This is a genomic window from Bradyrhizobium erythrophlei (assembly GCF_900129505.1).
Lineage (GTDB): Bacteria > Pseudomonadota > Alphaproteobacteria > Rhizobiales > Xanthobacteraceae > Bradyrhizobium > Bradyrhizobium erythrophlei_D.
On sequence record NZ_LT670818.1, the window covers coordinates 1,626,981 to 1,644,727 of the forward strand.

Here is a 17,747-nt window from a genome sequence, read left to right on the forward strand (position 1 = left end):
GGCCACTAACAGGACAGGCTCTATGCGTATCTGCATTTTCGGCGCGGGCGCCGTCGGCGGCCATTTTGCGGTGCGGCTGGCCCTGGCGGGGCAGGACGTCTCCTGCGTGATGCGCGGGCCGCATCTCGAAGCCGTGAAGGCAAGGGGTCTGACGCTGCGCGTCGGCGAGACCGAATTCGTTGCGCGTGTGAAAGCATCGGACGATCCGGCGGCGCTCGGTCCGCAGGATCTCGTCATCTCCACGCTGAAGGCGACGGCGCTGGCGAGCCTCGTTGCCGGCCTGCCGCCGCTGCTGGGCGGTGAAACCGCTGTGGTATTCGCCCAGAACGGCATTCCCTGGTGGTACGATATCGGCATTTCTCCCGATCATCCCCCGGTGCCCGATCTCGGTTTCCTCGATCCGGGCGGCCGGTTGCGCGCGATCGTCGCCCCGGAGCGGATCATCGGCGGCGTGATCTTTTCGTCGAACGAAGTCGTCGCGCCCGGGGTGGTCGCCAATCTGTCGCTGGACCGGAACATGCTGCAGGTCGGGGAATGCGACGACCGCGCCAGCGCGCGGATCGAACATCTGAGATCCCTGCTCAACGAGACCTCGATCCAGTCGCAGCCGATCCTGAGGATCAGGGAGGCGATCTGGTCGAAGCTTTTGACCAACATGTCGATGTCGGTGCTATGCCTCTTGACCGGACTGACCGCGCGGGCCGTGAGGGATGACCCGGATTTGCGCGAGGCGGTGCCGCGTCTGCTCGATGAAGCCAACGCCGTCGCGCAAAGCTATATCCCCGATGTGAGGCGCGTCACCCGAAGCGGACCCGCGCCCGACCACAAGCCTTCGATCCTGCAGGACTACGAGCTCGGCCGTACGATGGAGATCGACGTATTGGTCCGCGCCCCGGCCGCGTTCGCGCGCGCCGCGGGACTGGCGACGCCGATGCTCGATCTGATGGCAGCACTCGCCGTCCGCCTGGCGCGGGAGAAGGGGCTGTATCAGGGGTGAGTGCAAGACTGCGACTGGACGAACAAAGAACAAAATGTCTTGAAATCGTCATTGCGAGCGAAGCGAAGCAATCCACAGCGTGAATACTGTGGTCATGGATTGCTTCGTCGCGGAGCCTGTCATCGGGCGCGCATTCGCGCGACCCGTTGGCTCCTCGCAATGACGACGAAAAGATAACGGGGATACTGCTCGATGCTCGTCAAAAACAGAGTCTGCGTCGTCACCGGGGCCGCCAGCGGCATCGGCGAGGCGGTGGCGCGCGCTTTTGCGCAAGGGGGCGCCCGCGGCGTGGTGGTGGCCGATCTCAAGTCATCGCGCGAGCGGCTGGCCAAAGTCGCCGGCGACATCGACGGCCTCGCGGTGACCGCCGATGTCGGCCAGGAGGAGGACATCAAGGGGCTGATCGCGGCGGCCGAGGACAAATATGGGCCGGTCGACGTGTTCTTCTCCAATGCCGGGCTCTCGCGGAAGGGGCAGGAGAGCGCCGGCGATGCCGACTGGGAGGTGAGCTGGCGGGTGCATGTCATGAGCCACGTGTTCGCGGCGCGCGCGCTGGTCCCCGGCATGCTCGCGCGGGGCTCGGGTTATCTCCTGAACACCGCTTCCGCCGCCGGGCTCCTGGCGTCGCTGAACTCGATGCCCTATGGCGTCACAAAGCACGCGGCGGTCGCGCTCGCCGAGCATCTCGCCATTCAATATGGCGACCGCGGCATCCGGGTTTCCGTGCTGTGTCCGCAATCGGTGCAGACCGGCATGACGACGGCGGGCCCGAGCGCCGCGCGGGTCGATGGCGTGATGCAGCCTGCGGAAGTGGCCCGGATCGTGATCGAGGCGATAGATGCGGAGCGCTTTTTGATATTGTCGCATCCGACCGTGTATGAATACATGCAGCGCAAGGCCGCCAATCCGGAGCGATGGCTGAACGGAATGCGGCGGCTGCGCGACAAGATCTATGGCGTTCAGCCCGCGGGCTGAGTTGCGATGTTTGCTGAGGGAACAACGGCGTTGAAATTCATTTTATCCGCGGTGCTCGCGATGATGTTCGGCGCCGCGCCCGCTTTGGCCGCGGTGGAGCAATGCCGCTTCATCCAGGCGAAGCCCGATCGCGAGGCCTGCTATCAGCGGCAGGAGGCCGAACTCGCCGCCAAACGCAAGCCGGAAAAGACCAGCGACACCACGGCGGTGGAGCAGCTGAAGCAAATGCGGCAGGACGACGAGGCGGTTTACCAAAGCCTGCGCAGCATCTGCCGGGGATGCTGAGCCGGTTCGTGCGGTTCACGATGCGGCGATGGCACGCTTCTCTTCTCCCTCGCCCCGCTCTTAGCGGGGCCGAGACGAGCTTAGCTCGCTCTGAGAGCGTTGGGGCGAGGGGCTGTCTCGGCAAACCGGACTCGCGGAGAGTCCCCCTCACCCGGATCGCCCAAAGGCGATCCGACCTCTCCCCGCAAGCGGGGCTAGGTGAACAAAGGTCATGCCTTGCCTCGCCAGTTGCCGGCGCGTTTCTCGGCGAAGGAGGCGAGGCCTTCGGATGCTTCCGCGGTCTGGCGCCGCGCCGCATGCATGCGGACGAGGCGCGCATAGGCCTCGTCGTCGACGCCCATGCCGCCGAACGAGCTTTCCATCGCAAGCCGCTTGGTTTCGGCCACCGCCTCGGGTCCGTTGGCCAGCAATTGTTCGACCGCTTTGGCGCCGGCGCTTTCCAGCTCCGCCAGCGGGACCACCTCATGCACCAGACCGATGCGGCGGGCCTCCTGCGCATCAAAACGTTCGCCGGTCAGCGCGTAGCGGCGGACCTGCCGGACGCCGATGGCGTCGCATAATTGCGGGATGATGATCGCGGCCGTCAGCCCCCAGCGCACCTCGGTGATCGAGAACATCGCGTTGTCGGCCGCGATCACCACGTCGCAGGCGGAAATCACGCCGGTGCCGCCGCCGAAACAGCCGCCCTGCACCAGCGCCACTGTCGGGAGCTGCAAAAGGTTCAGCCGCTGCACCGCCTCGAAGGTCGCCCGCGACACCGCCTCGTTCTCATCGGCAGATTTCGGCCGCACGCCGTTGATCCATTTCAGATCAGCGCCGGCCTGAAAATGCTTGCCATTGCCCTTGAGCACGACGACGCGCAGCGAAGGTTCTTTGCCGAGATCATCCATGGCGGCGAGCACGCCGCCGATCAGGCCCGCATCATAGGCGTTGTTGACCTCGGGGCGGTTCAGCGTGACGGTGGCGACGCCGCGCCCGTCGAGGTTCCACAGCACTGGATCGGCGGACATTGGACGGTTCCCCTGACGACAAAAAAACTAGCATGGCCGCCACCAGCGGTTCGACCGGGACGACCAGCTTACTTACCATGGTTGCGTTGAGCCGCACTCCACTTTTGCCGCTCGCAGGAGGCGGACTTCACCCCTTGGCGCCGCCGTCGTGCGCTTTCAGGGCAGCCTGAAGACCCTGGACAAGACTTTCTCCTTCGAAGGGCTTGGTCAGGTAGCAAATCGCCCCGGCCGCGAGCGCCTGCGCGCGAATCTTCTCATCGGGGAAGGCGGTGAAAAAAATGAACGGCACGTGGGACCCCTGGCTGCGCAGCCGAGCCTGCAACTCGACGCCGTTCATACCGGGCATTTGGACATCCGCAACCACGCATGAGAGATCATCGAGGCGGTTCGACCGCACGAACTCTTCGGCGGACGCAAATGTGCGTGTCCGACACCCAAGCGACCTTACGAGGCTGTCGGTTGTCACGCGGACCGATGCATCATCGTCGATGATTGCGACTAGCGGAAGTTTTGACAAGCGATGGATCTTTCCCGGACGCGGAGACTGTGCCGCCATGGCGTCACCGTCGCCCTGACATCAGATTGCATCACGCACCCGGATTGAAAACGATACCTGAGTATAGGATCTAGCGGTTCTGCCGCCGGATGCCGAGCAGGTCAGCCATTGCCACCAATTCAATCACCGACCGCGCCTTCATCTTTTGCATCATATGGCCGCGATGGACCTTCACGGTAATCTCGCTGACACCCAGTTTTGCCGCGATCTGCTTGTTCATCAGACCATCGAGGACGAGCGCAATCACTTCCTGCTCGCGCGATGTCAGAGAGGCGAACCGGCTGCGGAGTTCCGCGACGCCCTTTTCGCTGTCGCGGCGTTCCTGATCGCGCTCGAGCGACCTGATTACGGCATCCAGGATATCCTGTTCGCGGAACGGCTTGGTCAGGAAGTCGATGGCTCCAGCCTTCATCGCCTTGACCGACATCGGGATGTCGCCGTGACCCGTCATGAAGATGATCGGGACGCGAATGTCCTTCGCAGCCAATTCGGTTTGAAACTCCAGACCGCTGACCCCGGGCAACCTGATATCGAGAACCAGGCAGCTGGCAACGTCAGGCATCCTGAATTCCGCGAATTCACGGGCCGAGCCGAACAGCTCGACCCGCAAGCCTACCGATCGGAAAAGACTGCCGAGAGTCTCGCGCATCGCGGCATCGTCATCGATGACGAAGACGATTCGCTCCGCCGCACTTGCGGGGTCGCGTGACGATTTGGAGTTCCCGGTCACACGATTTCCTCTTGATACAGTGGCAATGTGAATTGAAACCTTGCCCCCGGGCCGGCATTGTTGGCGGCCGTCAGCCGGCCGCCGTGAGCTTCGATAATCGAACGGCAAATCGACAATCCCATGCCCATGCCGGTGGATTTGGTGGTGTAGAAGGCGTCGAACAACCGGTCGGCGCTCTCGGCGGGGATTCCGGCGCCGGAATCCGCCACCGCAACCGTCACTCGATGCATTTCGTCCTGGCAAGACAGGATCGCCAGTTCGCGCGGCCGGTCCGTAACCTGCTGCATCGCTTCAGCGCCATTCATCGCCAGATTGATGATGACCTGCTGGAGCTGGACCCGATCGGCTAGAACGATAGGCAGCACAGGCGCCAGTTCCATCCGCAGCCGCACATGGTGGTTGGCCAGTTCACGCTGCACCAATGCGACGGCCTCGTTGATGACGTTGTTGATATCGAGGACCTCCTTTTTCGGGTCGGCGTTGTTCACGAGCGCCCGGACGCGCCGGATCACCTCACTTGCGCGATTGCCTTCCTTGATGACCCAATCCAAAGCCTGTCGCGCTTCGTCCAGGTTGGGGGTATCGCCGTCGAGCCAACGCTTGCAGGCCGCCCCGGCATTGACGACGGCGGCGAGCGGCTGGTTCACCTCATGGGAGATCGAGGCTGTCATCTCTCCCAGCATCGTGACGCGCGTGACATGTGCGAGTTCCGCCTGCGCCTTGCGCAGCGCCTGCTCGGCCTGATCCGCGCGGATCGACGCCGTAATATCGGTGCCGGTGCCCCGATAGCCGAGAAAATTACCGTGAGCGTCATAAAATGGTTTGCCGCTTGTTTGAACGTATGCCGGCGATCCACTCCCCTTTACCGTGTACACGAAATTGCGAAACGGCCGATGCTCATCGAGCAGCGCCCGGTGCAGCCGCCATTTTTCGGGCTCTGATTCGACGTCGGTCGCAACATCCCAGCGGGCCACACCCGCTACCCGTGAGGGCAGGATGCCGACGGCGTTGAGGTGCTCCGATATGTGGGTGAGCCGATGGTCCGGCCCGGTTTCCCAGAGCCAGTCGGAGGCCGTTTCGGCATAGTCGCGAAAGCGCTGCTCGCTCTCGCGAAGTGCCACCTCGGTCCGCTTGCGGTCCTCGATGTCGGTAGACGACCCGTACCATTTGACGATGTTTCCCAACTCGTCGCGCAGCGGTTCGGCCTGGAACCAGAACCAGCGATATTCACCATCGAAGCGCCGGAGCCGGGCTTCAAGCCCGCCGGCTACGCCGGACGCCCGTATTGCGGCCCACTTCTGCAACATGCCTTTCCTGTCGTCAGGATGAAAAGCGCGAGGCCAGCCGGTTTCGGCCTGGTCCGGCGAGAGGCCGGTATAGTCGAGGGCGGGTTGATTGAGAAAGTCGGGAATTCCATCCGGCCCCGCGCGCCAGACCAGCGTCGGGATTGTATCAATGACCAGCCTGAGGCGATCCTCGGATTTCTTGATTTCGTCAAAAGCCTTTTGCAGCGCCTCTTTCGCCGCGTTTTGCTCGGTGACATCAACAAGCGTACGGATGATTTCGACCACATCGCCCTCGCTACCGACCACAAGATGTCCTGGGAAATGTATGCGTTTTATCGATCCATCGGGAAGCGCTATTCGAAGATCGATTTCGACGTCCGCCTTGTCCGGATGGCGCGGAACGCCATTCCAAGAACCCGGTGCCAATCTTCAGGGACAATGCGATCCTGGAAGGGCTGTGACACCCCGTCCTCCGGATCGAGTCCAAACAGGCGGTATATTTCGGGCGGATCGACATCAAGCCAAAATGCCAATGTCAGGGACGCCAACGCGATGCCGCGGAGGAAAAACCACGCAGCTGAATTCCGGAAAATTCGCGGTCTGGTTACGCATCATTGGCAGGGCGTCCGCTGGTTCCCAGCGGAAAGGATTAGAGCACTCTGGAGGAAAGCCGGCAATTCGTTCCTGCTCCACGAGGCCATGATTGCGGGTTCCGCCGCCCTGCCTCATCATTCCGGCTACGCGATCCTAAACCTCCGTATAGCTCTTGCGAACCCTTGCGGTATTGGACGCTTACCTCCGTACGATTGAGCCGACAATCCCGATCCTCTTACTATCCCTGTACACCTGAACAGCCGATTGCAGGAGGCAAAATGTTCGCGATCCGGCCCAAAGAGACTGAGCGCAGGGCCACGAGCCCGACGATCAGGATCAGCTGTGGGCGAGCTGCGACGGCGAACAGGACGCGAGCATGATGCCCTATCCCAGCAAGGCCCATAGGAGGCAACAATGCGAAGCAGTCTTCAATTTCTTCGGAATGGCTCAACGACACGTTGCGCGATATGTGACGGACAATTTGGTCTTATCCGGTACTACTCCTGCAAAGCCGCCCTCTGTTCGAAGAAGTGTGCGGCCCGCCTCAAGGCCCGTCAGGAGTGTGACCGCATCTGGCTGCATCGACTACACGCCTGACAATGGTTACGGCGGCAAGGCTGCGGCAATTTCGAGACGTTCAGCGTTCCGGAGCAGGGAGTTTGTGCCATGAACCTTCCACGCAAACTGGTCCTGGGGCGCCACATGAGATTTGCGTTGGTGAACGGCAGATCGCCCCGCGAGGATTGCTTCTGCGTAATGTGCGAGCGATCGATTGGAACGACCTACCTGCGGGAAGTTGGTACGAAACTCGTCTACTGTGATCAGAATTGCTACGCCGACCACTGCCAGAGTGCGGCTCTGGCTCTCGCAAGTGATGCGAGAGCATCGTGAGTGCCTTCGACCACATCCGCAGCTCGCGGCAGCGGTGTTCCGATGCGACCCATGTCGCCGCGCGAAGAAAGATTGGATTGCTTCGCTGGCGCTTGCAATGACGGCAATATAAGGCCGGGCTATTCGCGCCCTCTACTCCGCCGCGTCGAGCGTGGTCGTGGGAAGCGTGTTGTCGACCACGACCGGCGTCTCGAAGAAGCTGACCTCGGGCGGGGCGCCGTAGCGGTCGGCGATCATCTGGCGCCACTCGGCGCTATAGACGCGCTCGGCGGCTTCCCGGCTTTCCCAGAGATAACAGCCGCCGCCGGTCCGGCTTTCGGCATCGAACAAATAGTATTTGCGGATCAGGCCGGGGAGACCCCGATATTTCGGCACCGACCCCTCGAACAGTTCGGCCGCCCTGGCGGCGTCGACGGTCGGGGGCAGCTTGAAACGAACAATGGCGGTAATCATCGATAAGCCTCCACCCTGTGGTTGTTTATTCTGGTTCTTCCTCCGCCGTTCCGTGACCGGAAAGATTCCGGAACTCGCGGCACAGGCCCGCTGCTCCAACGAACCGGTGTTTTGGCAGAAACTGGCGATCCCGGCATGACTCGAACATGCGACCTACGGTTTAGGAAACCGTCGCTCTATCCGGCTGAGCTACGGGACCGGAGGCCCCGCCCAGACGTGCGGGTGCCCGGGCGTTAAATAGCAGAGCGCGCGGGCAATCGCCAGTCTCAGGTCGGACTTTTGCCGGAGGCGAAAGACGTAGCATACCGAGCTGATTCTGGTCAGAATGGCTGCCGGGCAATATTGCGAAGCCCATTGCTGCACCAACCACATTTTCCCGAGGGTGAGATTGATCCCCTCTTCTCATTGCGTTTAGCGAGACCCAGGGCATGGTTGCGATTGAGAGGAAACCGGAACCGCCTCCCGAGACGTTTCTCAGCCGGGCCAACGGCAAAACCTTCGAGGCCGTCCGGCGCCTGCTCGATCGGACCGGGCAGCGTCCGTGCATCTCATCCAGCCTGCTGAGCGACACGGAAGCGCGCGCGCTCGGCATTCCCGCATCCGTCATTTCCTCCGTACAGGATCTGTCGCGCCCCCTGTTCGATGTGTTGAACCGGGGCGGCAAGGGCTGGCGCGGATATGCGCTGGCGATCTGCTGCGAGATCGTGGGCGGCGATTTCGATCGGCTGGAGGACTGGCTGGCGTTTTCGGAAATCCTGCACGCGGGATCGCTGATCGTGGACGACGTGGAGGACGGCGCGAAACTCCGGCGCGGCGGCCCGGCCTGCTACCTCGTCTACGGCACGCCAAGCGCGATCAACAGCGGCACGCTGGCGTATTTCCAGGTTCAGTTCCTGATCGAGAACTCCGGGCTGTCCGAGGGCCGGAAGGCTGCCATCTACAAGGAGTATGTCGACCTGCTGCGGATCGCGCATATCGGACAGGGACTGGATCTCGGGCTGAGCATCGCCTCGCCAATGCTGCTTGACCTGTCCGATTCCGGGATAGCGGTCGTCGAGGAACACGTTTGCGTATCGCACCGGCTGAAAACCGGCGTGCCGTTCCGCGCCTTCGCGCGCATCGGCGCGACCCTCGGCAACGGCAGCGCGGAGGAAATCACGGCGCTGGGAGACTTCTTTCTGGCACTCGGCACCGCGTACCAGGCCATCGACGACGTCATCAACGTCGCCGGCCTGCACAACAACACAAAGGAACGCGGCGAGGATTTGCGAACCGGGCGCATCACCCTGCCCGTCGTCCATTTTCTGCGCGCCGCTGCGCAGCCGCAGCGAGAGATTCTACTTGCCGAATTCCAGGCGGCGACCACCGATGCTCCCACGCATGGCAGATTGCTCGATTCGCTTGCCGGCAGCGGCGTCCTCGATCTGTGCCGGACCCAGGCGAGACTGGCGGTGCGATCCGAACTGAGGGCGCTGGCGCGCACCTTCCCGCATGCCGATTTGCAACCGCTCCACGAATTCGCCACGCTGGTGATCGAGGATTACTACTGACGCCGACCCTCACCCGCCATGCGCCGCGGGTTTCAACGCCGCCGCAAGCGCCAGCGGATCATCGATGCCGATGCGACGGACCTCGCCGGATTTCAGGCGCAGTTCGACCGCATCGAGGCCGGAGACGTTATCGAGCCGGAAGCCCGGCCCCCGCCTGATGCCCCAACCGTACCACCAGCGGTTCCGCACCAAGGCCGCCGTCTCGATTTCCGGAAGCGGCAGCCGATAGCTCCAGAACCCCGGTCCGAAATACCAGCGCAACTCGCTCTCGTTCACCTCGACCGTCAGCGGCGAGAACGCGAGCGCGACAGCGATCAGGACGACCACCGCGATGACCAGTCCCCATTGTCCGCTCCGCCAGGCGATCACGGCATAGAGGGCGGCAACGGCCAGGCAGGGAACCATAATCCAGAGGCTGCGCTGCGTATGGCGATACGACATGGCGACCTCACGAATAGAGCGTGCGGGTGGTGGCGCTTTTTTCGCTGGCGGCGGGACCGCGGAAGGTGCCGAACACGCCGTCGAGCGCCGGATTGCTGACGCCGAACCAGTGTTTCTCGCTGATGAAATGATGGCGCAGATGATACTGCTTGATCCAGCGGCCGAGCCGCGTCCGCGGCTGGTAGGGGATATGGGCGACGTAATGCACCCATTCATAGTGCAGGATCGCCAGCATCATGCCGAGCAGCGCGGAGAACGCGGCCTCCAGTCCGAACGGAAGCGCGAACAACCCGGCAGCGACGGCCAGGTTCGGCACCAGGAACCAGATCGGCAGGAACAGCAGATCAAGCCGGCCCGGCTCGACATGATGATCGTAATGCAGGCGATGCTGCAGCTTGCGCGCAGGCGGCCATGACAGCGGGGCTGCGTGAAAGGCGAAACGGTGCATGCCGTATTCGCTGAGATAGAACATCAGCGCGCCGAGCAGGACCATCAAGGGCTGCAGCGCCATGACGCCGAACAGCCAGGCGGTTATTTCGGCGACCACGCCCAGCAACAGCACCGCGACGCTGCCATGACGAAGAAATACCGGAACCATTCCCGGCTGCCCTTCGAAAATCGGCCCCGCGGCGCAAGGCGCCGTGGCTTGCGACTGCACGGGCCCAGAATTGCTGCAGGAAACACCATTTGCGCCGCTCGGGAAACCCCGGGTTCCGCCGGTCCGACGCCGGCGCTGAAATGCACCTCAAACCGATCTGATATCCCCTGCCCTCGTCAGCTCTGATGCATACACTCTTAGCGTGTACTTGCGTAAAGATCACGTCAAAAATGCCGGGCATATCGGTGATTCCGGGGGTGACAGGAACGGTGATAATGGCGACAATTGCTGGTGGCGGGATTGCGTGGCGTAGAACCAGTGGTGAGAAGTGTGCGTGGGACAGTGTTGCGTGATTGCGCCGCCTAAGTCTGTTTTGCTGATTGCCGCGTTCGCGGCCTGCGCGGGGCTGATGCCTCCGCGCGCGCAGGCGCAGTGGTGGTCGCGCGCGCCGGCCGATTTCGAGGAATGCGCCGACAAGGCCGAAAAGGCCGCGACCAGGGAAGAAAAGGCGTCGCAACTCGTCGAATGCAACGCGAAATTCGCCGGCCGGCGAAAGCCCGGCGGCGGCTATACCTATTTCGATTTCATGCAGAACCGCAGCTTCGACATCGTGGGCCCGAACCCGACACCGGAAGAGCAGAAGAAGATCGACGAGCAATATACCCACTTCCTCGACCAGGAGCGGCAAAACCGCATCGCCGCCGAGGCCAAGCTCAGGGCCAAGGCCGAGCAGCAATTATTGCAGCCCGCCTCCCTGCGAACCGAAAAGGTGCCGCTGCCGGTCGTGATGCCCCGGCCGCGTCCGAAGGGCGTGGGTTGCGCGCAACATTCGTTTTCCTGCGACTGGCCGCGGCTTTCCGAGAGCCTGAAGGATCTGAAGAAACTGTTCGGCGCGCAGGCGAACAAACAGAAGCGCGGGTGAGGCGTGCACCGTCGTTCCGTGATCACCGCCGCCCAGTATTCCCGGTAAGGCGAGTTCGGATCGTTCACCGACACCGCACGGACACGGCGGGCGCCGGCATCAACCCAATCACTTAATACGCGCCCTCGTGAACCCGCCTGGCGTGATGCCGGGGCCGCGGCCAGGGATAGCGCACCAAGGGTTCAGAGACGGGCGCCGCAGAATATGTCTGCGCCGCGCGCTGCTCCTGCAGCCTCGCGTCATAGCCCGGCGACGGCGTCACGGTCGGCGGCGCGGCGATCGCTGGCGCCATCGAAGCCGAGCCGCCGAGAATTGCGACAGAGGCGATGGCAAGGCCGAAGCAAATTCGTCTCATCTCGCTCCTCCCGGCATCCGATGCGGCTTGAGCCAAGGTGACCCGCAATCCCTGCGTTTTCAAGGCCGTCGCCGGCGGATAATTTTCGCGTCGGGACCGACCTCAGCCTCAGCGCGCGCTCACGGGGACGTCAAATCATTCGAGCGCACGGTTATTCCAGGTCGCGTGACGAACCCCGGGCTGCGCCGCGAGGCTAGCGACCACGGCGTCAAGCTCGTCCGGCTCGATCGACTGGCTCACCAGCGTGGCGACGATTTCGGCGATGTCGCCGGGCCGATGAACGACCTTGGTGTCGCGCACCGGATAGCTGGCGGCCTCGAGCTTTTCCAGCAGAACTTCCCGAACCGACGCGATGGCGGCGGAGTCGGTCGAGACCAGCACGTCGTAACTCGCTTCCGAGGCATGCTCGTCGATCGGCGTCCGGTCGATCGCATTGACCAGCGGACGAAGCAGGGTATTGCCGCCGAGCACGAACACCGTCAGCAACGCCGCCTGCGCGACCATATCCGCGCCCGCGCAGCAGCCGACCGCCGCCGAGGCCCACAGCGTGGCCGCCGTGTTGAGGCCCCTGACGGTCCTGCCTTCCTTCATGATGGCGCCGGCGCCGAGAAATCCGATGCCGGAGACGACATAGGCGATCACGCGGACGCTGCCCTCGGCTCCGGTCAGGCGATTGGCGAGGTCGACGAACGCCGAGGCGCCGACGGCGACCAGCACGTTGGTTCGCAAGCCGGCGCTGCGCTGGCGATATTGCCGCTCGGCGCCGATCAGGGTCCCGAACACAAAGGCGGTCAGCAGGCTGACCAGCGTGTCCAGAAAATCATAGAGCTGAAAGGTCTGGAGAAAGCGCATATTTACCTGCCGAGTCGTTGCCCGATTCTAGCGGGTTTGCTGCGTTTGTAACGTGGAGGGAAAGCGAATCTGCTCCGGCGTCAGCTTGGGCGAGCCCTTGCCCGCGGCTTCGGCTGCCTTCACCAGTGCAAGAACGCGGCGTGACAGCGGAACCTGCAAGCCGTGCCGCTCGGCGATGGCGATGATGACGCCTTGCAGATAATCGATCTCGGTGCGGCGATCACGCTGCAGATCCTCCCACATCGACGACCGCGCCTGCGGATCGACCTTCATCACGCTGGCGAGCAGCGCGGCAAAGATGGCATCGGGCAGCCGCAGCAAACGCAATGTCAACCCCGCCGGCACCGGCGTCGGCGACACCGGCCTGATGCCTTCCGCCCTCACCGCTCTGAGCCCTTCTTCCATCTGGTCGGCGAACAGCCGGCGCCAGGCGCGCTGCGCGAGCTGCTGGCGCAGCGGCAGGTCCGACAGCGCATTGAGCGCGTTGTTGAGATTGACCACGAGCTTGCCCCATTGCACCCCGGCGATGTCAGGGCTCGCGCGCAGCTTCAGCCCCGGCACCGACAGCGCATGCGCGGTTTCGGCCTCGTCCTGCTCGATGACGATATCGCCCGAGGTGGCGCGGTGAAATCGGCCCTCGCCTCGACTGACCACATTGAACGCCACCATTCCCGCCAGCACGCGCCGCCCGGGCAATCTTTGACGCAGCACCGGCACATTGCCGACGCCGTTCTGCAGGCTGATGATGACGGTGTCGCGAGGCGCATGCCGCGCGACCAGATCGGCGATGGCGGCCGTGTCCGCGCTCTTGACCGCCACCAGCACCGCGCCGGCATTGTTAAAAATTGAAGGATTTTCCGACAGCGTCAGCCGGGCCGCCTCGATCCGCCGCTCAAAACCGTCGAAGCCGCTCAATCGCAGACCGTGGCCTTCGATCTCCGCGATGACGCGCGGCCGCGCCAAAAGTGCGACTCTGCGGCCGGCGGCCGCATACATGCCGCCGACAAAGCAACCGATGCTGCCGGCGCCTGCGACACAGATCGGCCGGTCGGAGATCATGGCATCCTTCAATTGCGTTGGTCAGCGGGTTCGATAGCAGACTTTTGCGCTCCGCGCCTGCCGAACATCGCGTCGCCTCGCCTTGTAACCGTCATGTCGCGCCGTTATGTTTTGGCCTGCGGGGCTGGCATTCAGGAGGAGACGACAATGGGCTTACTTGACGTACTCAATGGAATGCAGAACGGTCCGCGCGGCCCCAGTAATCCGAGCGCACAGAGCAGCGGGGGCATGTCGCCCATGACCATGGCGATCCTCGGGCTGCTCGCCTGGAAGGCGATCAAGCATTTCAGCGGCGATCCGGCGGGCGCAAGTCCGGCGCCGGCGCCATCGCCCGGCAATACCACCGCAGGAGGAATGGGCGGAGGCCTTGGCGACGTGCTCAAGGGCGGATTGGGCGGCATGCTTGCGGGCGGCGCGGCCGGCAGCGTGATCAGCGGCGGGCTCGGCGACCTGCTCAAGCAGTTGCAGCAGGGCGGCCACGGCGAGACCGCCAATTCATGGGTCGGCAACGGCCCGAACAAGCAGATTGCACCGGGCGATCTCGCCAACGCGCTGGGCGCCGATCAGATCAACAGCCTGATGTCGCAAAGCGGCCTGTCGCGCGACGAATTGCTGTCAGGGCTGAGCCAGCATCTGCCCGACGTGATCAACCATCTGACACCGGACGGACGGCTGCCGACTGAAAACGAATTGTCGGGCCGGATTTGAGAACCATAACCGCTGTTTGACACCACGCTTCTCTGAAAAAGGAAGACAGCAATGAGCGGCATCATCTGGGTCATCATCGTCGGCTTTATCGCGGGAATTATCGCCCGGCTGCTTTCGCCCGGTCCGAACAACCCGTCAGGCTTCATCCTGACTACGGTGCTCGGCATTGCCGGCGCGTTCCTGGCGACCTTCATCGGCCAGGCCATCGGCCACTACGGTCCCGATCAGGGCGCCGGATTCATCACGGCAACGATCGGCGCGCTGGTGGTACTGTTCATCTGGAACCGCCTGGTGGCGCGCGGGGTGATGTCCGATCCCGGCGCGAGATGAAAGATTGTCGTCGTCCCGGCGAACGCCTGGCGAACGCCGGGACCCCTAGCGTGAGCGCTGCTGCGCTCATCGCGACGCCGTGCCGTAGCGATCGGGCACGGGGCGGACGCCTTATGTCCAATGAACCCCTTCAAGGCGGACATCGGGCTTGCTGAGCGTCGTTTGATCGGCCAGCCACCTTAGCCATCAACCGGGGCGCTTGCACGCACCGCACATGGCTCTCCAGAGCTGGGCCTCACATAGCCGGACCGATCCATTTCTCTGCGCAGCTTTTTCAGCATATGCGCGGGTTATCACCTACGTCGCAATTTTCCCCGTCCGGGGGCGCCGGAGGAAATGCGCCGACGCGCGGCGCTGAAATGCCGACGCGGCCGTCAAAGGCGCTCGCATTGGCGCCCCTTGCGCGGTGCCGCGAGGTTTCATGGCTCGTGCGAGCCATAGCGGGAGTTGCGAGCGAGGCTGCGGCGATCAGCGCAGCCGACAGAAGTTTAAGCTTAGCCATTTGATTTCTCCGTTGGCACGAACGCGTTCGTTACAGCCTTTACGCACGGGCAGCGCCGTCGTTACGTTCATCTACAGTTCCCCGGCTCACAATGATGTGCATGTGGGGCGGAAAATTTTGGCGGATCGGTGAAGCTGCACGCTCCACTACGGACCCGATCAGGGTCCCGGCTTCATCACGGCAACGATCGGCGCGCTGGTGGTGCTGTCCATCTGGAACCGCCTGGTGGCGCGCGGCGTGATGTCCGATCCCGGCGCCAGATGAAAGATTGTCGTCGTCCCGGCGAACGCCGGGACCCCTAGCGTGAGCGCTGCTGCGCTCATCGCGACGCCGTGCCATAGCGATCGGGCACGAGGGCAGATGCCCTATGTCCAATGAACCCCTGTGATTGGGTCCCGGCTCGGAGGCCGGGACGACAGGGAGCCTAACGCAACGTTGTCTCACGTAATCAGATGCAGCCCGGCGTCCATCCGCACCAGTTCGCCGGTCATGTTGCTCGACGCCGGCGTGGCGAGAAAGCACACCAGCTGCGCGATATCGTCGGCGGATGAGGCGACCTTGAGCGGCACCCGCGCGATCACGCTGTCGCGCACCTGCTTGGCGCCCTCCTCGCCGCGGCCCTTGGTGAACCAGGGCGTGTCGATATAGCCGGGACAGACGGTGTTGACGCGGATCAGCGGCGCCAGCGCCCGCGCCAGGGAAAAGGTGATGGTGTTGAGCGCGCCCTTGCTCGCAGCATAGGCGATCGAGGAGCCGATGCCGCTGATGCCGGCCACTGAAGAAACGTTGACCACGGCCGACGCGCACCCCGACGCGTTGGCGCCGGCTTCCAGCAGGCCGCGCGCCGCGCGCACCATCTGGAACGGTCCGATGGTGTTGACGCCGAACAGCCGCTGAAAATCCTCCGCCGACAAGCCGTCGAGATTGCCATGCGCCATGTGCTTGGTGGTGCCGGCATTGTTGACCAGCGCGTCGAGGCGTCCCCAGGGCGCCGCGGACGCGACGATCTTCCGGCAATCCTCGTCGCGCGATACGTCGCCCTGGACCACGACCACCTCGCCGCCCGCGCTGCGGCAGAGATCGGCGGTCGCTTCGGCTTCCTTCTTGCTGGACGAATAATTGACGACGATGCGCGCGCCGCCCTTGGCCAGAATGGCCGCCGTCGCGGCCCCGAGGCCGGACGCCGAACCCGTTACAATCGCGCACAAACCATCCCCGGACATCCGCATTTCCTCATCGTTCTTGGCTGAGCCGCACACGGCGATCTACCATACCGTGCAGCCAAACGCCTGCAAATCGGCAAAACTCCGCCTGCCGGAATTAATCATTCCGGCGCGCGGCACTGCATGCCGCCGCTGCAGGGGCGCCCGCGGAGATCCGCGCTTGTCATGGCACTGGCTTTTCCTCATCATGCGGCGCAAGAAAACACCGCACCCGAGGCTTGCGCAAAATCTGCGCCGGCGAGACGCGTGCGAAGCGAAAAACCGGGGAACGCTGTGGCGGAAAGTGAGAACATTGTCGCGGAGACCGCGGAGAAGATCTTTTCCGATCTCGCCGACGCCCAGACCATCAACAGCGACAAGAAGGGCGCCTGGAAAGCGCCGCTGTGGCAGGCGCTGAGCGAAGCCGGCCTGCCGCTCGCCTGGGTGCCCGAGGAGTGCGGCGGCTCCGGCGCCAGTCTCGCCGAAGGTTTCAGCGTGCTGAGCGCGGCCGGGCGCTTTGCGATCGCGGTGCCGCTCGCCGAAACCATGCTCGCGGGCTGGCTGCTGGCACAGGCGAAGATTGCTTCTCCCGAAGGCGCGATGACGGTTGCGCCTGCGAGCCCGAAGGACCGCATCGCGCTCAATGCCGACGGAACCCTGTTGGGCCGCGCGCGCCGCGTCCCCTTTGCAAGGGACGCCCAACATATCGCGGTGCTGGCGCACGGCCCAAGCGGCCTCTCGATCGCGCTGGTGGAACTATCAGGATGCCAGATCGAGGCCGGTCTCAATCTCGCAAGCGACGGCAACGACACCGTGACCTTTGCCAATGTTGCACCGATCACGATCAAGCCGGCGCCGAAAGCATTCGACCAGACCCAGTTGATGCTGATGGGCGGGGTCGCGCGCAGCCTGCAGATCGCGGGCAGCCTGGAATCGATGCTCGAGGTCAGCGTGCGCTACTCCAACGAGCGCGTCGCCTTCGAAAAGAAGATTTCGAAATTCCAGGCGGTGCAGCACAATCTTGCAAAACTCGCCGGCGAGTCGGCGGCGGCGCTGGCCGCGGCCACGTCGGCCGCGGACGCCATGGCGAACAGCAAATCGTTCAACGACGAGATGTTCCTCGAAGCGGCGTCGGCAAAAATCCGCTGTTCGGAAGCCGCCGAAAAGGGCGCGGCGATCGCCCACCAGGTGCACGGCGCGATCGGCTTCACGATCGAGCACATCCTGCATCGCTACTCCTTGCGCGCGCTGGCCTGGCGCGACGATTTCGGTTCCGAGAGTTTTTGGGCCGTGGAACTCGGCAAGCTCGTCGCCGCGCGCGGCGCCGACGAATTGTGGCCGCTGGTGGCCTCGCGCTGAGTAGACCCCATGAACAAAGACACGGCGCACGCGGCTTCCTTCACCTCTCCCGACGGGAGAGGGGGCGCACTTCCAGTGACCAGATATCTCGA

General features: G+C 63.6%; 19 protein-coding genes, 1 tRNA gene and 1 pseudogene. 9 read left to right on the top strand and 12 right to left on the bottom strand.

Going from position 1 to position 17,747, the window contains the following annotated elements:
• The first annotated feature begins 22 nt into the window (after nt 1-22).
• From B5525_RS07610 to B5525_RS07620, 3 genes are all read left to right on the top strand, one after another.
• The gene (locus B5525_RS07610; RefSeq protein ID WP_079565453.1) at nt 23-997 is read left to right on the top strand and encodes a 2-dehydropantoate 2-reductase; all 975 of its coding nucleotides are present in this window, start codon (nt 23-25) and stop codon (nt 995-997) included.
• Between the two features lie 192 nt (nt 998-1,189).
• Nucleotides 1,190-1,972 (top strand): SDR family oxidoreductase, encoded by a 783-nt coding sequence (locus tag B5525_RS07615; protein ID WP_079565454.1) that lies wholly within the window; start codon nt 1,190-1,192, stop codon nt 1,970-1,972.
• 30 nt (nt 1,973-2,002) lie between these two features.
• The gene (locus tag B5525_RS07620) at nt 2,003-2,257 is read left to right on the top strand and encodes a hypothetical protein (protein ID WP_244567851.1); all 255 of its coding nucleotides are present in this window, start codon (nt 2,003-2,005) and stop codon (nt 2,255-2,257) included.
• 209 nt (nt 2,258-2,466) lie between these two features.
• Here the strand turns inward: B5525_RS07620 and B5525_RS07625 are convergent, their stop codons facing one another.
• The 6 genes from B5525_RS07625 to B5525_RS07655 all read right to left on the bottom strand — a co-directional run bounded on the left by B5525_RS07625 (nt 2,467) and on the right by B5525_RS07655 (nt 7,976).
• Nucleotides 2,467-3,267, bottom strand: a complete 801-nt coding sequence (locus tag B5525_RS07625; RefSeq protein ID WP_079565455.1) for an enoyl-CoA hydratase-related protein — start codon at nt 3,265-3,267, stop codon at nt 2,467-2,469.
• A 127-nt stretch (nt 3,268-3,394) separates the two neighbouring features.
• Complete coding sequence (locus B5525_RS07630; RefSeq protein WP_079565456.1) at nt 3,395-3,823, bottom strand: response regulator transcription factor; 429 nt, start codon at nt 3,821-3,823, stop codon at nt 3,395-3,397.
• A gap of 70 nt (nt 3,824-3,893) precedes the next feature.
• Nucleotides 3,894-4,553 carry a response regulator transcription factor gene (locus B5525_RS07635; protein WP_154073123.1) on the bottom strand — a complete coding sequence of 220 codons (660 nt, stop codon included), beginning with the start codon at nt 4,551-4,553 and terminating at the stop codon, nt 3,894-3,896.
• On the bottom strand, nt 4,550-6,145 hold the full coding sequence (locus B5525_RS07640; RefSeq protein ID WP_172899830.1) for a PAS domain-containing sensor histidine kinase: 1,596 nt from the start codon (nt 6,143-6,145) through the stop codon (nt 4,550-4,552). Before B5525_RS07640 ends, B5525_RS07635 begins: the two co-directional genes overlap by 4 nt.
• A gap of 1,311 nt (nt 6,146-7,456) precedes the next feature.
• Nucleotides 7,457-7,777 carry a monooxygenase gene (locus tag B5525_RS07650; RefSeq protein ID WP_079565459.1) on the bottom strand — a complete coding sequence of 107 codons (321 nt, stop codon included), beginning with the start codon at nt 7,775-7,777 and terminating at the stop codon, nt 7,457-7,459.
• A gap of 122 nt (nt 7,778-7,899) precedes the next feature.
• A tRNA-Arg gene (locus B5525_RS07655) sits at nt 7,900-7,976 on the bottom strand.
• Nucleotides 7,977-8,205: 229 nt separating this feature from the next.
• On the opposite strand from B5525_RS07655, the gene B5525_RS07660 reads away from it, so the two are divergent.
• On the top strand, nt 8,206-9,327 hold the full coding sequence (locus B5525_RS07660; protein ID WP_079565460.1) for a polyprenyl synthetase family protein: 1,122 nt from the start codon (nt 8,206-8,208) through the stop codon (nt 9,325-9,327).
• A 9-nt stretch (nt 9,328-9,336) separates the two neighbouring features.
• Here B5525_RS07660 and B5525_RS07665 read toward each other — a convergent pair whose 3' ends face one another.
• The gene (locus B5525_RS07665; protein WP_079565461.1) at nt 9,337-9,768 is read right to left on the bottom strand and encodes a hypothetical protein; all 432 of its coding nucleotides are present in this window, start codon (nt 9,766-9,768) and stop codon (nt 9,337-9,339) included.
• A gap of 7 nt (nt 9,769-9,775) precedes the next feature.
• Nucleotides 9,776-10,366, bottom strand: coding sequence for a sterol desaturase family protein (locus B5525_RS07670; protein WP_154073124.1), 591 nt, complete (start codon nt 10,364-10,366; stop codon nt 9,776-9,778).
• Between the two features lie 409 nt (nt 10,367-10,775).
• Between B5525_RS07670 and B5525_RS07675 the strand changes: the two genes are divergently transcribed.
• Nucleotides 10,776-11,288 carry a hypothetical protein gene (locus B5525_RS07675; protein ID WP_244568011.1) on the top strand — a complete coding sequence of 171 codons (513 nt, stop codon included), beginning with the start codon at nt 10,776-10,778 and terminating at the stop codon, nt 11,286-11,288.
• Between the two features lie 112 nt (nt 11,289-11,400).
• Here the strand turns inward: B5525_RS07675 and B5525_RS07680 are convergent, their stop codons facing one another.
• From B5525_RS07680 to B5525_RS07690, 3 genes are all read right to left on the bottom strand, one after another.
• Entirely contained in the window at nt 11,401-11,643 is a 243-nt protein-coding gene (locus tag B5525_RS07680) for a hypothetical protein (RefSeq protein WP_079565464.1), read from the bottom strand.
• Between the two features lie 135 nt (nt 11,644-11,778).
• Nucleotides 11,779-12,495 (bottom strand): MgtC/SapB family protein, encoded by a 717-nt coding sequence (locus B5525_RS07685; protein ID WP_079565465.1) that lies wholly within the window; start codon nt 12,493-12,495, stop codon nt 11,779-11,781.
• Between the two features lie 27 nt (nt 12,496-12,522).
• Nucleotides 12,523-13,554, bottom strand: coding sequence for a 2-dehydropantoate 2-reductase (locus B5525_RS07690; protein WP_079565466.1), 1,032 nt, complete (start codon nt 13,552-13,554; stop codon nt 12,523-12,525).
• 147 nt (nt 13,555-13,701) lie between these two features.
• Between B5525_RS07690 and B5525_RS07695 the strand changes: the two genes are divergently transcribed.
• The 3 genes and pseudogenes from B5525_RS07695 to B5525_RS46145 all read left to right on the top strand — a co-directional run.
• Entirely contained in the window at nt 13,702-14,262 is a 561-nt protein-coding gene (locus B5525_RS07695; RefSeq protein ID WP_079565467.1) for a YidB family protein, read from the top strand.
• A gap of 51 nt (nt 14,263-14,313) precedes the next feature.
• Nucleotides 14,314-14,592, top strand: a complete 279-nt coding sequence (locus B5525_RS07700; protein ID WP_079565468.1) for a GlsB/YeaQ/YmgE family stress response membrane protein — start codon at nt 14,314-14,316, stop codon at nt 14,590-14,592.
• A 646-nt stretch (nt 14,593-15,238) separates the two neighbouring features.
• Nucleotides 15,239-15,358, top strand: a pseudogene (locus B5525_RS46145) (GlsB/YeaQ/YmgE family stress response membrane protein); the annotation flags it as partial.
• A 176-nt stretch (nt 15,359-15,534) separates the two neighbouring features.
• Here B5525_RS46145 and B5525_RS07710 read toward each other — a convergent pair.
• Entirely contained in the window at nt 15,535-16,317 is a 783-nt protein-coding gene (locus B5525_RS07710; RefSeq protein ID WP_079573062.1) for an SDR family NAD(P)-dependent oxidoreductase, read from the bottom strand.
• Between the two features lie 273 nt (nt 16,318-16,590).
• On the opposite strand from B5525_RS07710, the gene B5525_RS07715 reads away from it, so the two are divergent.
• Entirely contained in the window at nt 16,591-17,655 is a 1,065-nt protein-coding gene (locus B5525_RS07715; RefSeq protein ID WP_079573064.1) for an acyl-CoA dehydrogenase family protein, read from the top strand.
• Nucleotides 17,656-17,747: the final 92 nt, after the last annotated feature.

What these genes read in the sequence shown, in the direction of transcription:
- B5525_RS07610 (WP_079565453.1), top strand. Translation starts at nt 23, where the DNA reads ATGCGTATCTGCATTTTCGGCGCGGGCGCCGTCGGCGGCCATTTTGCG.
- B5525_RS07615 (WP_079565454.1), top strand. Translation starts at nt 1,190, where the DNA reads ATGCTCGTCAAAAACAGAGTCTGCGTCGTCACCGGGGCCGCCAGCGGC.
- B5525_RS07625 (WP_079565455.1), bottom strand. Translation starts at nt 3,267, where the DNA reads ATGTCCGCCGATCCAGTGCTGTGGAACCTCGACGGGCGCGGCGTCGCC.
- B5525_RS07630 (WP_079565456.1), bottom strand. Translation starts at nt 3,823, where the DNA reads ATGGCGGCACAGTCTCCGCGTCCGGGAAAGATCCATCGCTTGTCAAAA.
- B5525_RS07650 (WP_079565459.1), bottom strand. Translation starts at nt 7,777, where the DNA reads ATGATTACCGCCATTGTTCGTTTCAAGCTGCCCCCGACCGTCGACGCC.
- B5525_RS07660 (WP_079565460.1), top strand. Translation starts at nt 8,206, where the DNA reads ATGGTTGCGATTGAGAGGAAACCGGAACCGCCTCCCGAGACGTTTCTC.
- B5525_RS07665 (WP_079565461.1), bottom strand. Translation starts at nt 9,768, where the DNA reads ATGTCGTATCGCCATACGCAGCGCAGCCTCTGGATTATGGTTCCCTGC.
- B5525_RS07670 (WP_154073124.1), bottom strand. Translation starts at nt 10,366, where the DNA reads ATGGTTCCGGTATTTCTTCGTCATGGCAGCGTCGCGGTGCTGTTGCTG.
- B5525_RS07675 (WP_244568011.1), top strand. Translation starts at nt 10,776, where the DNA reads ATGCCTCCGCGCGCGCAGGCGCAGTGGTGGTCGCGCGCGCCGGCCGAT.
- B5525_RS07680 (WP_079565464.1), bottom strand. Translation starts at nt 11,643, where the DNA reads ATGAGACGAATTTGCTTCGGCCTTGCCATCGCCTCTGTCGCAATTCTC.
- B5525_RS07685 (WP_079565465.1), bottom strand. Translation starts at nt 12,495, where the DNA reads ATGCGCTTTCTCCAGACCTTTCAGCTCTATGATTTTCTGGACACGCTG.
- B5525_RS07690 (WP_079565466.1), bottom strand. Translation starts at nt 13,554, where the DNA reads ATGATCTCCGACCGGCCGATCTGTGTCGCAGGCGCCGGCAGCATCGGT.
- B5525_RS07695 (WP_079565467.1), top strand. Translation starts at nt 13,702, where the DNA reads ATGGGCTTACTTGACGTACTCAATGGAATGCAGAACGGTCCGCGCGGC.
- B5525_RS07700 (WP_079565468.1), top strand. Translation starts at nt 14,314, where the DNA reads ATGAGCGGCATCATCTGGGTCATCATCGTCGGCTTTATCGCGGGAATT.
- B5525_RS07710 (WP_079573062.1), bottom strand. Translation starts at nt 16,317, where the DNA reads ATGTCCGGGGATGGTTTGTGCGCGATTGTAACGGGTTCGGCGTCCGGC.